The organism is Pseudomonas sp. FW305-E2, assembly GCF_058782925.1.
Genome location: NZ_JBYSYE010000036.1, coordinates 20,088 through 34,561, shown reverse-complemented (window position 1 = coordinate 34,561; position 14,474 = coordinate 20,088). Strand labels below are relative to the sequence as shown.

Sequence of the window (14,474 nt, the reverse complement as noted above, 5' to 3'; positions counted from 1 at the left end):
ATGGTTTTCGCCATCTGGGTATGAGCGTCAAAGCCGGCCACACAGTATCGTTAATCCCAGCCTAACTGCCCTTGCGGCGCACAATAACAAGATCTGCAGACAAGCGCAGTGGCGCTTGACGGGAGTGCTGCGTGAACATATTTGACGAAGCGAAGATCGATTGCCATAACCATCTGTTTGACCCCGCCCGTTTCCCCTATCACCCCGATGCACCCTACGCGCCCTCCGGCCAGGAGGTCGCCACCCAGGCGCAGTTCACCCGGGTGATGGAGGCTTACGGCGTGCAACATGCCTTGCTGGTGGGCCCCAACAGCGGCTACCACACCGACAACCGCTGCCTGCTGCATGCCTTGGCCAGCGGGCAGGGGCGGTTCAAGGGGGTGGCGGTGGTCAAGGCGGACATCAACCTCGACGCGCTGGCGGCGTTACAGGCGCAAGGCGTGGTGGGTATCGCCTTTAACCCCGCGCTGTACGGGGTAGCCAGCCTCAAGGGCGTTGACGGGCTGTTCGGCAAGCTCGCCGAGCTTGGCATGTTCGCCCAGCTGCAGGTGTGTGACGACCAGTTGCTGGACCTGCACAGCCTGCTGCAAGGCTCGCAGGCTCGTCTGTTGATTGACCATTGCGGCCGCCCGGATGTCGCTGCCGGTGTGCAGCAAGCCGGCTTCCAGGCGTTGCTGCGGCTGGCCGACAGCGGCCGCGCCTGCGTGAAGCTGTCAGGCATGCAGAAGTTTGCCGCAGCGGATGCCTTGTTCGAACAGAGCAGTGCATACGTGCAGGCCCTGCTCGAAGCCTTTGGCGCCCAAGCCTGTGTGTGGGGGTCGGACTGGCCGTTCATTCGCCAACCCGCGCGGGTGGACTACGGCCCGCTACTGAAGCTGGCCGAGCGCCTGATGCCGGATGCCCGGCTGCGCCGCACAGTGATGTGGGACACCCCTCGGCGATTGTTCGGGTTCGCCTAGCCCCTCCGTTGTTTGCCCTTCCAACAACAAGCGCGCAATCGTGATGAACACTGAACAGAACACCCGTCCCGGGCGGCATCCTCCATGGCCTGGAGGATCGTCTCGGCTAGCGCCCCAAAGGGCATGTGACCTGCGTTGCTTGCCGGATATTCCTTCTGTCGAAAATGGAGCTGAACAATGAGCCAGTACCTGCAAGGCCAAACCGCTATCGTCACCGGTGGCATGCGTGGCATCGGCCTGGCGATTGCCCGCCGCTTGCATGTCGCCGGCGCCCAGGTGGTGATCTGGGACCTTGCCGTCGATGGCTGGAACAGTACGGAAAACGGCTTCGAGCCGGTGCTGCGCCAGGCAGTGGATGTGTCGTCGCTGGCCTCTGTGGAGGCGGCTTTTGCCCAGACGCTGGCGCGTTTGGGGCAGGTGCAGATCTTGGTCAACAATGCCGGCATCAACGGCCCGGTGGTGGCGTCTTGGGAGTACCCGCCAGACGCCTGGGACAAGGTCATCGCCATCGACCTGAACGGTGTGTTCTATTGCTGCCGCACCGCCATCGCGCACATGCGTGAGCGCGGCTACGGGCGCATCGTCAATATCGCCTCCATGGCTGGCAAGGAGGGTGTGCAGTACATCTCGGGCTATTCGGCAGCCAAGGCCGGGGTCATCGCTTTCACCAAGGCGGCAGCCAAGGAGCTGGCGCAGGATGGCGTGCTGCTCAACTGCGTGGCACCGGCGATGGTCGAGACGCCGCTGATGGCCGAGATGACGGCCGAGCATATTGCCGCGAGCAAGGCCAAGATCCCCATGGGGCGCTTCCTCAAGGCCGAGGAGATCGCCAACATGGTCAGCTGGATCGCCGGGCCTGAGTGCAGCTTTACCACTGGCTTTGTGTTTGACCTCAGCGGCGGGAGGGCGACCTACTGAATGGGCTGGGTGTGGTACGTCCGATGGCGTTGGAGCTGCGCCGGGTAGCCAGCCACGCGCGAACTGCGGGCGACGTCTCGGTGTGCAAGTGCCGTCGTCCGTTGGCGTGCCTGCACCTCAACGCTTGCAAGCAGCGGCACGGGCAATCCAGGCGTGACTGGACGGGCAGGTGGCAGTCACCCGCCGTCATTCAGGCCTGTGGTTATTCCTGATCGGGTACCACGGCGATCACGTCGATCTCCATCAGCCACTCGGCCTGGGCCAACCCGGCCACCACCAACCCGGTGGAAATCGGGAACACGCCCTTGAGCCACTTGCCCACCTCTTTGTACACCGGCTCGCGGAAGCGCGGGTCGGTGATGTAGGTGGTGGTCTTGACGATGTGCGACAGGTCCGAGCCGGCTTCTTCAAGCAGTTGCTTGACGTTCTTCATCGCCTGTTCGGTTTGTGCGCGCGGGTCACCCAGGCCTACCAGCTTGCCTTCGAAGTCGGTACCGACCTGGCCACGCACGTAGATGGTATTGCCTGCCCGCACGGCCTGGCACAAGTCGTTGTCCAGGGTCTGGTTGGGGTAGGTTTCCTTGGTGTTGAACATGCGGATGCGAGTATGGGTAGGCATCAGTGGGCTCCGAGGGTGCTGACATTGCTGATCTTGGCGGTTTGCTGCTCATCCGCTGCGCGTTGCTCGCGGTCGCGGTAGGCGGTGTAGGTACGTTGCGTGGCGATGTGGCCGGCGACGTGCTTGGCGTCGTGCCACACCCCCCAGATGAACGATGAACCACGGCGCGACAACCACGGCAGGCCGAGGAAGTACACGCCCGGTTCACGGGCCACACCACGCTGGTGCTGGGGCTTGCCGTTGGCATCGAAGGTGTCTACCTGCAGCCAGCTGAAGTCCACGCCGTAACCGGTGGCCCAGATGATGCTGCTGACGCCGGCCTTGGCCAGGTCCAGCTGCTGCAGCGGGTTGCGCATGCACTCCGGGTCGGCCAGTCGCTGGCGGGCTTCGGGCTCTTCCGGCAGGTCCAGGCCGTTGCGTTCGATGTAGGCATCGGCTGCATCCAGCAGGGCCAGGTAGTTGTCGTCGCCGCGGTTGATGTTCTCGACCAGGTTGTCCTGGAAGCGCGCGACGCCGTTTTCGAACGACTGGGTCAGGCCGACCAGGGTCATGCCCTGGTGGGCGAGGGCGCGGAAGTCCACGGTGTGGCCACCACGGGCGCCGCTGACCGCGATGGTCACATGCTCGCGACCGGGTTTGGCAATTTCCGCGTCCCACTCGCCCAGCACGCCCAGCCACCAGCAGAAGTCACGGTTGCGGTAGGCACGCGGCGGGCGGTCGTGGGCGCCGACCGACAGGTACACCTGGCGCCCGGCGCGCATCAATTCCTCGGCAATCTGCACACCGGAAGAACCGGCACCGACCACCAGTACCGCGCCTTCAGGCAACTGCTCTGGGTTGAAATAAGCGGCGGAATGAATCTGGTGCAGGTTGCTGTCTTTCGGCGCGATGGCTGGGATCACCGGCTTCTGGAATGGGCCGGTGGCAGCGACTACGCGGTTGGCGCGAATCACGCCTTCATTGGTGTCGATGGTAAAGCCTGGGCGGTCGCTGTTCCGCACCACGCGCTTCACTTCAATGCCGGTGCGCACGGGCAGGTTGTACTTGCGTACGTACTGCTCGAAGTAGTCGGCCACCTGGTCCTTGCCGGCGAATGCATCGGCGTCGAGGTTGAATTCCAGCCCCGGGAAGCGGTCGTGCCAGGCCGGGCCGTTGGCGACCAGCGAGTCCCAGCGGCCGGTACGCCAGGCCTGCGCGATGCGGTTGCGCTCCAGTACCAGGTGCGGCACGCCAAGCTTGCTCAGGTGTTCGCTCATGGCCACGCCGGCCTGGCCGGCGCCGACGACGAGGGTGTCGATTTCGAGGTTGTTCAGTGTCATGTCCGAGCCCTTGTTCAGGCGGTTTTTGTCAGGTCGGTTTGGAGGACCGCCGTTGCCTGGAGCCAGACTAGGGATGCCGTGGAAATGGCGAAAATAGTATTTAGCTGTTGCTTGCCGATAAAACGGCGAAGGCCTTGAGTTATCTGGCCTGTGGGGCAGGTTGGCCGGGTGGGTGACGTGGTTTTTCGAGCGGGTGCAGAGAGCGGGCCCTAGAGCATAGTTTTTTCCTGCCTACCCCCTCGGAAAAAGGTCGTTTCGCCCGCTCGAAGGTTCCACTCAGAATGCCGTGTATCGCACAGCACAACAGGAACCATGACATGACGTTCTCCATCATTGGTCGTTGCCAGGAAACCGGCCAGGTCGGTATTGCCATCAGCTCGTCGAGCATCGCCGTGGGTGCACGTTGCCCCTGGGTGCGTGCCGGTGTGGGCGCGGTCTCGACCCAGAACATCACCCTGCCGGCGCTGGGCCCTCAGATTCTCGATGCCCTGGAGCATGGCCAGTTGCCGCCCGCCGCAGCGCTGGACAGGGTGCTCAGTGCCAATGGCTGGAGTGAGTACCGCCAGGTCACGGTGATCGACAGCCACGGCCAGGTGGCCCTGTTCACCGGGCGGGAAGCCTTGGGCACACACCATGCAATGGCCGGCGAACAATGCGCGGCGGCTGGCAACCTGCTGTCCTCGACCCAGGTGATCGAAGCCATGGTGCTGGCCTTCGAGCAGGCCGGCGGCCACCTGGCCGACCGCCTGCTGGCAGCCATGCACGCGGCGATGGCAGCGGGTGGCGAAGCCGGGCCCGTGCACTCAGCGGCGCTGAAGATTGCTGGCGAGCTGACCTGGCCGCTGGTGGACCTGCGCGTCGATTGGGCCGACAGCGACCCGATCGGCGTGCTCGATGGCTTGTGGCAAGCTTATCGCCCGCAGATGCAGGATTACGTCACCCGCGCCCTCAACCCGACCGCCGCGCCAAGCTATGGGGTGCCGGGCGATGAGTGAATTTGCCAGTCGCGCGCTGCTGGCCCGGCTGATCGGCTTTGCCACGGTGAGCCGCGACTCCAACCTGGCGCTGATCGGTTTTATCCGTGATTACCTGGCCGAGCTGGGGGTGGCGTGCGAGCTGTTCCATAACCCGGAGGGCACCAAGGCCAACCTGTTCGCCACTGTCGGCCCCAGGGATGTGGGTGGTGTGGTGCTGTCTGGGCATACCGATGTGGTGCCGGTGGATGGCCAGGCCTGGACGGTCGAGCCGTTTGCCCTGAGTGAGCGTGATGGCCGCCTGTATGGCCGCGGCACGGCCGACATGAAAGGCTTTATCGCCTCGGTGCTGGCTGCTGTGCCCGCGTTTCTCGCGCAGCCGCTGCGCATGCCGGTACACCTGGCATTTTCCTATGACGAAGAAGTCGGTTGCCTGGGCGTGCGCTCGATGCTGGCTGCCCTCGAACAGCGCCCGTGTAAACCACGGCTGTGTCTGATCGGTGAACCCACCGAACTCAAACCGGTGCTGGGGCACAAGGGCAAGCTGGCAATGCGTTGCCAGGTACAGGGCGCAGCGTGCCATTCGGCGTACGCGCCGTATGGGGTGAACGCCATCGAGTATGCGGCGAAACTGATTGGCAAGTTGGGTGACATCGGCGAGGCCCTGGCACAGCCGGCCCATCACGACGAGCGCTTCGATCCGCCGTTCTCCACGGTGCAGGCCGGGGTGATCAAAGGGGGCAGGGCGCTGAACATCGTGCCGGACGAGTGCGAGTTCGATTTCGAAGTGCGCGCGCTCCCAGGGTTCGAGGCGCAGGCGGTGGCCGACCAGTTACAAACCTATGCTGAAGCCGAGTTGCTGCCGCGTATGCGCAAGGTCAATACCGCCAGCGCCATTCGCCTGGCGCCGCTGAGTGCCTATCCGGGGCTGGCGACACCGGAAGACAGCGAGGCTGCGCGGTTGGTGGCGCTACTCAGCGGCTCGGATACGTTCGGCACGGTAGCGTTTGGTACCGAAGGTGGCTTGTTCGACCAGGCGGGCATCCCCACCGTGGTGTGCGGGCCTGGCAGCATGGACCAGGGCCACAAGCCGGATGAGTTTGTCAGTGTCGAGCAGTTGCGCGGCTGTGATGCCATGCTGCTGAGGCTGGTGGACTACCTCAAGCAGGCTTGAGGGTTGCGACGGTGGATGGGCCGCAGTGCGGCCCCGATGACTCAGAAGGTCGCCTTGACCTGCAGGCCAACCACCAGTGCATTGTCGATGTCTTTGCCCGAAAACGCACCTGGCTCGATGATGTATTGCACATCCGGGCGCAGGTTCAGCCATGGCGTGGCCTGGTAGCCGTAGCTCAGTTCGATCAACTGCTCGGCGCTGTCGATATCCGGGAACTGCTGGCCCGCGTTGAACGCGGCATCCTCCAGCACATCGCGGCTACGCGGGTTGGGCACGGCCCGGCCGTAACCCAGTGCCACGGTATCCTTCGGGCGGCCTTCGAATGGCTTGTACAACACCACGCCGGCGCCATACCACTTGGTGAACGGCGAAGCGGCCTTGCTCGACGCCGAGTACTGGCCGAACGCGTGCAGGCTACGGCCAGGCGAGGCTTGATCGTTCCACACCGCCTGGTCGACCAGCAGGTAGTGGCCACCGCGGCCAGACACTTCGTCGTCGCTGCCGATGCGTTTCACGTCGGAGCTGTCGTAGTAGTAGCCCAGCTTGTACTCGCCCGGCAGCTCACCTTGCAGCTTGTACACCAGTTCCACGGGTACAACGGTACCGGTGGTGTGCTTGGGCCCCAGGTGCCAGGCGCGGCTGGAGTTGCCGTTGCTCTCGGGGTCGACGTTGAACGCCGCCACGCGCAGTTGCCAGGCAGGTGACAGGTCGTACTTCACCCGCACGCCGAGGTGGGCGTTGGGGTAGTTGGTCCAGCCACTGCCGCCGGACATGTTCAGCGGGTGGCCGCAGAAGCCGGCGTTCATGAAGTTGCACAGGATGCCGCTGTCCAGGCCGCCGAGGTCGTTGCCCATGGCCATGTAGCCGAGCTTGACGTTGAGCGCCGGGGTGAACAGCGTGCGCTCGTAGCTCAGCTCGGTCAGGCGGGTGTACAGGCCGCCGAAGTTTTCCTGGATTGGCAGGCGGTTGCCTACCAGGTCTTCCGAGGCGCTGTTACCGCGACGGTCGTTGATGGTCAGCTGGACCTTGCCGCCGTTGTCCAGACCGTACAGTTTCGACAGGTCGAACTGCACACCCAGCTTGACGTTCTGCGAATAGCGCGCCGAACGGTGCAGGCCACCGTGGGCGTTGTAGGCGGTTTCACCGCTGTAGTCGCCGGTGATCTTGACGCCATCTTCTTCGAGTTGATGGCGCAGGCCGCCCCAGTCACCGGTCAGGGTGCTGCGGGTCATGAGGTCGTCGCTGGCAAGGGCAGTGGTGCTGGCCAAGGCCAGCAGCAGGGTGGGGGTGATGCGAGTTGCGGATGGCATTACAGAATCTCGGGTTGTCTTTGAGGGGCATTCGCGGGCAAGCCCGCTCCTACAGGGGCCTTGTAGGAGCGGGCTTGCCCGCGAAGCAGGCGACGCGGTCTTACGGCAGAGCGTAAGAAATCACATAGTCGCCGCGGTCAGTCGACTGGCGGGCGCCGCCAGCGGTGATCACCACGTACTGCTTGCCGGTCTTCGGCGAGACGTAGGTCATCGGGCCGCCCTGGCTGCCTACTGGCAGGCGAGCCTTCCAGATTTCGTTACCGTTGCTGCTGTCGTAGGCACGCAGGTAGAAGTCCTGGGTGCCGGCGATGAACACCAGGCCGCCCTGGGTAGACAAGGTGCCGCCCAGCGTTGGCAGGCCGATCTTGATCGGCAGGTGCATGCGGATGCCGAGCGGGCCGGTGTCTTCAACGGTACCCACCGGGACCTGCCAGGCCACCTGGCGGGTTTTCATGTCGATGGCGGTCAAGGTGCCGAACGGCGGTGCCTGGCATGGAATGCCGGCGACCGACAGGAAGCGGTTCTTGTTCACGGCATACGGGGTGCCCTTGAGCGGTACCGCGCCCATGCCAGTGTTCAGTGCTTCGCCACCGGAAGCCGCGCCACCTTTGTTCTGCGACGGGATCATCTGGATCCACAGGCCCAGACGCATGTCGTTGACGAAGATGAAGCCATGCACCGGATCGGTAGAAATGCTGCCCCAGTTCATGCCACCCAGCGAACCCGGGAAGCTCAGCGACAGGTCGGTACCCGGCGCGGTGTACAGGCCGTCGTAGCGCATCTTCTTGAAGTCGATGCGGCACAGCAGCTGGTCATACGGGGTGGCACCCCACATGTCCGATTCGGTCAGGGTCTGCGCGCCGATCTGCGGCATGCCCACCGACTTGGGCTGGGTAGAGGCGTACGGCTCGTTCGGGATGTTGCTTGGCTTGACCGGTACTTCGTCGACCTGGGTCAGCGGCTTGCCGGTGGCGCGGTCGAGCACGTAGATCTGCCCAGCCTTGGTGCCGATCACCACCGCAGGTACCGACTGGCCGTCGTCCTTGGTGAAGTCGATCAGGCTTGGCTGCATGGGCAGGTCGAAGTCCCAGAGGTCATTGTGCACGGTCTGGAACACCCATTTCTGGTTGCCGGTGGTGGCGTCCAGAGCCAGCACCGAAGCGCCGTAAGTGTGGTCCAGTTTGCTGCGCTCTACGCCGTAGATGTCGGTGGACGACGAACCCATGGGCAGGAACACGGTGTTCATCGCCGGGTCGTAGGACATCGGCGCCCAGCTGTTCGGGGTGCTGCGCACGTAGGTGCTGTCGGCCTGTGGTGCCTGGCGATCTTCCGGGTTGCCCGGGTCGAAGGCCCAGCGCATTTCACCGGTGATCACGTCAAAACCACGGATCACGCCGCCAGGCATGTCAGTCTGGACGTTGTCGGCAACACGGCCGCCGACCACTACGGTAGTGCCGGCCATCAGCGGTGCCGAGGACAGCTGGTAGTAAGAGTCCGGTACATCACCCAGGCCGGCCTTGAGGTCGACCTGGCCATTGTTGCCGAAGCCCTGGCAGAACTCGCCGTTGTCAGCGTCGACGGCAATCAGGCGGCCATCGATGGTGTTGGTCAGCAGGCGACGCTGGCAGTTGGCACCGGCCGCTACGCTAACGCCGGTGATCGGCGAGCTGTTCGGCTGGGTTGGCTGGGCGATGGCGGCAGTGGCGTCGAAGTAGGCCATGCCACGGCAACGCTGCCAGACCTTGGACTGGGCGTTGATTTCGTTCTTCCACAGTTCTTTGCCGGTGTCGGCATCGAGTGCGATCAGGTTGTTGTGCGGGGTGCAGATGAACACCTTGCTGCCGATCTGCAGCGGGGTGAGTTGGTCTTCGGCACCGTTGCCGTCACTGTTCGCGACGTCGCCGGTGTGGTAGGTCCAGGCCACTTTCAGCTTGTTGACGTTGTCACGGTTGATCTGGTCCAGCGCGGCGAAGCGGCTGCCACCTTCGGTGTTGCCGTAGTGGGCCCAGTCTTTCTGTTCCTTGCCGGCTTCGACCGGGGTCATGCCCGGGCCCTTGCCGGTGGGGGCGACGCTTGGGTGGGCAACGAACATGTTGCCGACCGCGATCACCAGTACCACGGCCATTACCCCGGCGACGCCGTACGCACCGCGCCCGGCGCTGGCGCCGTTGGCACGCGCCAGCAGCGGGTAGACCAGCGCCACGACCATGCCGATTGCACCGAACATGAACAGGCGCGAGAACAGCGGCCAGAACACCAGGCCCGCATCGATCAGTGCCCAGATGGCAGTACCGACCAGGAATACGGCATACAGCCAGGCGCCCGCCTTCTTGCGGCGAGCAATGAGGACACCGGCGATGGCCATGGCCAAGCCGCCGATCAGGAAGTACCAGGAACCGCCCAGACCGGCGAGCTTGACGCCGCCAGCAGCGAGGAGGAGGCCGAGCAGGGCGATGATCACGCCCAGGCCGACCAGGATGAAGTGTGTGGCGCCAGAGGCGCGCGGTGTTTCTTTCATGCCAGGGATCTCAGCAGGTGGAATGCGCGCAGTTTAAGCCCTTAGCTTGCTAATTAACAAGTTGGTACATAATTGAGCGAGGCTGATTGTCGCAGGGCTGAACTTACGAAGATGTGGCTAAAAGTATAGATAAGGTGCTGAAAAACGCATTCAACGGGGCGTTTATGACGCCTCTTCGATTTGTATTCATGCTTTGGTCGTAAGCCCAACCTTGCACGGCGACGGGACAACTGCGCCTTGTGCACGGGCAGGCATGGCCCCTTCAGGCAGGCCATGGGGTGCTGCTGCTATAGAACACCGCGAGCCAGATGGTGGCCGTGCCGGGCGCGGTCCATTCCACGCGGTGGCGGTCGTGCGGGGGGATGTCCAGACAATCGCCCGGCGCCAGCAGGCGGGTGTGGTGCTCGTGCTCGAAACGCAGGGCGGCAGCACCACTGAGCAACATGATCCACTCGCCTTCGGCCTGGTCGTACCAGAAGCCGGGCGGGCTGGCCTGCCCGCTGGAGACGATACGCTCCACGCGGATGCCCGGGCGGCTGAGCAATTCGTCGACACGTTCGGCGCTGGCGGGATCGCAGGGCGGCAGGGCGGTCAGCAGGTTGTTCAGGGTCATGGTAAGCCTCCTTGGAAATGGGTGGATTCCACTATGGACGCAATTGCCTTGGCGCGCGCGGCTTGACCCGCCCGGCTGTTTGTAAGAACTTTCCGAGTTTTGGAAGACGGGCTGAACATGGACAAGCTGCTGGCGATGAAAATGTTCGTGGCCACTGTCGATGCCCAAGGCTTTTCTGCTGCCGCGCGCAGGCTAGGGCTGGCGACATCGTCGGTGACACGTCTGGTCGATGCCCTGGAAGCGTCGCTGGGTGCCACCTTGCTCAACCGCTCGACACGCCAGGTCAGCCTGACCGAGGCTGGCGCCCGTTACTACCAGCGCGCACGGGGCATTTTTGAAGCACTGGACGAGGCTGATGCCAGCATCGCCGATCGCGGCGAGGAGCCTGTCGGTGTGCTGCGCCTGTGCCTGCCAGTGGAGTTCGGCAGGCGGGTCATTGCCCCGCACCTGGGGCCATTCCTGGCGCAGCACCCGGCGCTGGAACTGGACATCGACCTCAGTGACCGGCTGGACGACTTGCTTGACGGGCGCTATGACCTGTCGATTCGCCTGGGCGACCCCTCGCCCAATGACGAGTTGGTGTGCCGCCAGCTCGGCCGTTTTCAGCGTTGGCTGGTGGCCAGCCCGGCTTACCTGGCCGGGCGTGAGCCACTGCAGCATCCCCGGGAGTTGCTTGACCATGCCTGCCTGCGTTTTCGCTATGGGCAGAAAGCGCGCCCCTGGCGCCTGACCTGTGGCCAGGACAGCCTGGAACTGGACGTAAGTGGGCCACTGCGCAGCGCCAATGCCGACATGTTGCGTGAAACGGCACTGGCAGGCAGTGGTATCGCACTGCTGGCCGACTGGCTGGTACGCGAGGATGTGTTGGCAGGGCGCTTGCAGCGGGTCTTCCCCGACTGGCAGGCCAGCCCTGGCATGGCCAATAACAGCATTAACGCCTTGTATATGCCCAACCACCGGGGCTCACGGCGGGTAAACGCCTTCATCGACTTTTGCGAAAATTTGCTCATACACGGTAACTAGTGTTGCGCAGCGCGCAAAGCCGCATTGCGCCGCCGCCGGATTCTCGGCGCTGACGTCCATGGGTAAGGTGGCCGGCATATACCCACTCCTTTTCGAGGAACTTCGCATGAACCCCTCCCTTGCGACAGCGCAACCGGCCGCCGCCAGCCTGAGCCGGGCTCTGGTAGTGCTGCTGGCGTTCTGCTGCGGCGCGATTGTCGCCAACATCTACTACGCCCAGCCCATCGTCGGGCTGATCGCCCCCGACCTGGGGCTGTCCACCGAGCATGCCAGCCTGATCGTTTCGCTCACGCAGTTGGGCTATGCCCTGGGCCTGTTATTGCTGGTGCCGCTGGCCGACCTGCTGGAAAACCGCCGCCTGATGGTGGCCACCGCGGTCCTGGCCTGCGTCAGCCTGCTGCTGGCGGGCACCAGCAGCAGTGGCCAGGGTCAGCTGTTCCTGGGTTATGCATTGCTGATCGGCTTCAGTTCGGTGTCGGTGCAGATGCTCATCCCGCTGGCGGCGCATCTGGCGCCGGAACAGCAGCGTGGTCGTGTGGTCGGTAACATCATGGGCGGCTTGCTGCTGGGCATCCTGCTGGCGCGACCGCTGTCGAGCGTGGTGGCCGACCACTTCGGCTGGCGTGCGGTGTTCATTGGCGCCGCCGGGGTAATGCTGGCGATCATCCTGTTGCTGTCATTGACCTTGCCGCAGCGGCGGCCCGAGCACAAAGCCAGTTATGCCGGGCTGATGCTGTCGCTGCTCACACTGCTGCGTCGTTATCCGCTGTTGCGCCAGCGTTCGTTGTACCAGGCATTGATGTTTGCAGCGTTCAGCCTTTACTGGACGGCAGTGCCGATGGCGCTTGCCGGTGAGCATGGCCTGTCACAAAGCCAGATCGCTGTGTTCGCCCTTGTCGGCGCGGTGGGTGCCGTTGCTGCGCCCATGGCCGGCCGCCTGGCCGATGCCGGGCATGCCCGGGCCGGCTCGCTGCTGGCGCTGTTGCTGGCGCCGGCGACCTTGTTGCTGGGGCTGACAGTGCCGGGATACAGCGTGATTGGCCTGGGCCTTACCGGCGTGTTGCTGGACTTTGCGGTGCAGATGAACATGGTCATCGGCCAGCGTGAAGTGTACGCACTGGACCCTGCCAGCCGCGGGCGGCTGAATGCGGTGTACATGACCAGCATCTTCCTCGGCGGGGCGCTGGGGTCGGCGGTGGCCAGTGCGCTGTTCAGCCAGTTTGGCTGGCATGGCGTGGCACTGGTGGGGGCGGGGTTGCCGGGTGTGGCGCTGGTTGTGTTTCTACTCAAAGCACGCCAGGGTTGAACCGTTACGCGGTGGTGGCACGGGTTTCACCCGTGTTCGCGGGCCCGCTATCGGCCAAGCGGCAGCGCCAGGCCAATCAAGGCAAACAGGCTCCCGCAGCAGCGATTGAAACCTTTGCCACCCTTGGCCAGCCATGGCCGAATGCGAAACGCCAGGCGCGCCAGCAGGTATTCGACCAGGCACTCGACGCTGGCAAAGGTCGCGGCCATCACCGCAAATTGCAGCACCAGCCCTCGCTGGGGGTCGATGAACTGCGGCAGGAAGGCACCATAGAACAGCAGCACCTTGGGGTTCGCCATGGCCGAAAGCAGGCCCTGGCGAAACAGCCCGGCATTGCCCAGCCGCGCGTTGTGCGCGGTCAGTTCCAGCTGCAGGCCTGGACTGCGCCACAGCTGAATGCCCAGCCAGATCAGATAAGCCCCACCCACCCACTTCAGGACGCTCAGCACTGCCGCCGAGGTCTGTAGCAGTGCGCTGAGGCCGAACATGGTCAAGGCGATGAGGGCGCTGAAACCCAATACCCCGCCCACGATGGTGAACAGCGTTCGCCGTGCGCCATAAAGCGCGCCATGGGTCAATGCCAACAGGCTGTTGGGCCCCGGGGTCAGCGACAGGCCGATGCTGGCCAGCAGGTAGATGAGCCAGGTGTCCAGTGCCATGTTGAAAATTGCCGTGTTCGAGAGAGGGCGTCAGTCTATGGCGCAACGCTCAAGCTGGAAGAGTATTATCTGGTCATACAAGGGTCTTTTCTGGACGTGGTTTCATGCCGCCCGACATCCGCTTGCTGATCATGCCGTTACCGGATTTTGCCCTGCTGCCGTTTGGCGCCTTCCTCGACAAATTGCGCTTCAGCGCCGACGACGAGGACTATAGCCAGCAACGCTATTGCAGCTGGACAGTGGCGGGGCTCAGCCTCGAGCCGGTACCGTCAAGCAGTGGCGCGGTGCTGCAGGTCGAGGCCATTGCCGATCAGCTCGACCTCGCCCTTTTCGACTACCTGGTGGTGTTCGGCGGTCGCAGTGCCATGGCCACCGCGGCGCTGGCGCCACGTTACCAGGCGTTGCTCAGGCAGGCCGCCAAGGCGGGAGTCAAGCTGGTGGGGGTCGACAATGGCGCCTTCCTGCTGGCTGCCTGCGGCCTGCTGCAGGGGCACAAGGTGGTGGTGCACTGGCGTCACGAAGCCGAGTTTCGTGCTGCTTTTCCGCAGTTGCAGCTGCTGCGCGAGCAGTTGTACTGCATCGATGGCAACCGCATCACGTGCGCCGGTGGCACTGCCGCCATAGACCTGGCCGTTGCACTACTGTCACGCGCTTGTGGGCGAGCCCGTGCGCTCAAAGGGCTGGCTGACATGCTGGTGGACGAGACCCGCGACAGCCGTCACGCCTTGCGCTCGCTGGAGCTGGGTGCTGGTCAGGGGCGCCAGGTGCAACGGGCGCAAGCACTGATGCGTCATCACCTGGGTACACCGTTGGCCGTGGAGCAACTGGCCGCAGAACTGGGCATCAGCCGGCGTCAACTGGACCGGCAATTCCAGGCCAGCCACGGTATGAGCACCAAGGCCTGGTGGCTGGAGATGCGCTTGCAGCAGGCGCGCTGGCGTTTGCTCAACTCCAGCCACAGCCTGGCGCAGATTGCCGATGAGGTGGGCCTGGGTGATGCCAGCTACCTTGGCAAGTGCGTGCGGCGTCGGTTTGGGTGTACGGCCCTGCAGTTGCGTGCGGGTCATTACCCGCTCACGTGA

General features: G+C 64.1%; 13 protein-coding genes. 7 read left to right on the top strand and 6 right to left on the bottom strand.

All coding sequences use genetic code 11. The annotated features are described in order from the left end of the window. The first annotated feature begins 131 nt into the window (after positions 1–131). Both AC3WLP_RS21620 and AC3WLP_RS21615 read left to right on the top strand, forming a co-directional pair. On the top strand, positions 132–959 hold the full coding sequence (locus tag AC3WLP_RS21620; RefSeq protein WP_014753423.1) for an amidohydrolase family protein: 828 nt from the start codon (positions 132–134) through the stop codon (positions 957–959). A 177-nt stretch (positions 960–1,136) separates the two neighbouring features. After that, positions 1,137–1,877, top strand: coding sequence for an SDR family NAD(P)-dependent oxidoreductase (locus AC3WLP_RS21615; protein ID WP_003247762.1), 741 nt, complete (start codon positions 1,137–1,139; stop codon positions 1,875–1,877). Between the two features lie 202 nt (positions 1,878–2,079). Here the strand turns inward: AC3WLP_RS21615 and AC3WLP_RS21610 are convergent, their stop codons facing one another. Continuing rightward, the gene (locus AC3WLP_RS21610; protein WP_003247763.1) at positions 2,080–2,496 is read right to left on the bottom strand and encodes a RidA family protein; all 417 of its coding nucleotides are present in this window, start codon (positions 2,494–2,496) and stop codon (positions 2,080–2,082) included. Further along, a complete protein-coding gene (locus tag AC3WLP_RS21605; protein ID WP_003247765.1) occupies positions 2,496–3,815 on the bottom strand; it encodes a flavin-containing monooxygenase in 1,320 nt (439 codons plus the stop codon). Before AC3WLP_RS21605 ends, AC3WLP_RS21610 begins: the two co-directional genes overlap by 1 nt. Before the next feature lie 317 nt (positions 3,816–4,132). Between AC3WLP_RS21605 and AC3WLP_RS21600 the strand changes: the two genes are divergently transcribed. Next, positions 4,133–4,810 (top strand): DUF1028 domain-containing protein, encoded by a 678-nt coding sequence (locus AC3WLP_RS21600; RefSeq protein WP_010954425.1) that lies wholly within the window; start codon positions 4,133–4,135, stop codon positions 4,808–4,810. Next, the gene (gene argE, locus AC3WLP_RS21595; protein WP_088512713.1) at positions 4,803–5,963 is read left to right on the top strand and encodes an acetylornithine deacetylase; all 1,161 of its coding nucleotides are present in this window, start codon (positions 4,803–4,805) and stop codon (positions 5,961–5,963) included. Before AC3WLP_RS21600 ends, argE begins: the two co-directional genes overlap by 8 nt. 41 nt (positions 5,964–6,004) lie before the next feature. Here argE and AC3WLP_RS21590 read toward each other — a convergent pair whose 3' ends face one another. From AC3WLP_RS21590 to AC3WLP_RS21580, 3 genes are all read right to left on the bottom strand, one after another. Next, the gene (locus tag AC3WLP_RS21590) at positions 6,005–7,273 is read right to left on the bottom strand and encodes a carbohydrate porin (protein WP_012052094.1); all 1,269 of its coding nucleotides are present in this window, start codon (positions 7,271–7,273) and stop codon (positions 6,005–6,007) included. Between the two features lie 100 nt (positions 7,274–7,373). Beyond that, positions 7,374–9,791 carry a glucose/quinate/shikimate family membrane-bound PQQ-dependent dehydrogenase gene (locus AC3WLP_RS21585; protein WP_014753417.1) on the bottom strand — a complete coding sequence of 806 codons (2,418 nt, stop codon included), beginning with the start codon at positions 9,789–9,791 and terminating at the stop codon, positions 7,374–7,376. A gap of 262 nt (positions 9,792–10,053) precedes the next feature. Then, entirely contained in the window at positions 10,054–10,404 is a 351-nt protein-coding gene (locus AC3WLP_RS21580) for a cupin domain-containing protein (RefSeq protein ID WP_003247774.1), read from the bottom strand. A 117-nt stretch (positions 10,405–10,521) separates the two neighbouring features. Between AC3WLP_RS21580 and AC3WLP_RS21575 the strand changes: the two genes are divergently transcribed. Both AC3WLP_RS21575 and AC3WLP_RS21570 read left to right on the top strand, forming a co-directional pair. Then, positions 10,522–11,427 (top strand): LysR family transcriptional regulator, encoded by a 906-nt coding sequence (locus AC3WLP_RS21575; protein ID WP_012052096.1) that lies wholly within the window; start codon positions 10,522–10,524, stop codon positions 11,425–11,427. Between the two features lie 106 nt (positions 11,428–11,533). Beyond that, a complete protein-coding gene (locus AC3WLP_RS21570; RefSeq protein ID WP_012052097.1) occupies positions 11,534–12,733 on the top strand; it encodes an MFS transporter in 1,200 nt (399 codons plus the stop codon). A gap of 47 nt (positions 12,734–12,780) precedes the next feature. On the opposite strand, the gene AC3WLP_RS21565 is transcribed toward AC3WLP_RS21570, so the two are convergent. After that, positions 12,781–13,392, bottom strand: coding sequence for a LysE family translocator (locus AC3WLP_RS21565; RefSeq protein ID WP_012052098.1), 612 nt, complete (start codon positions 13,390–13,392; stop codon positions 12,781–12,783). Between the two features lie 104 nt (positions 13,393–13,496). Here AC3WLP_RS21565 and AC3WLP_RS21560 point away from each other — a divergent pair, with 104 nt between their 5' ends. Beyond that, positions 13,497–14,474 (top strand): GlxA family transcriptional regulator, encoded by a 978-nt coding sequence (locus AC3WLP_RS21560; protein ID WP_012052099.1) that lies wholly within the window; start codon positions 13,497–13,499, stop codon positions 14,472–14,474.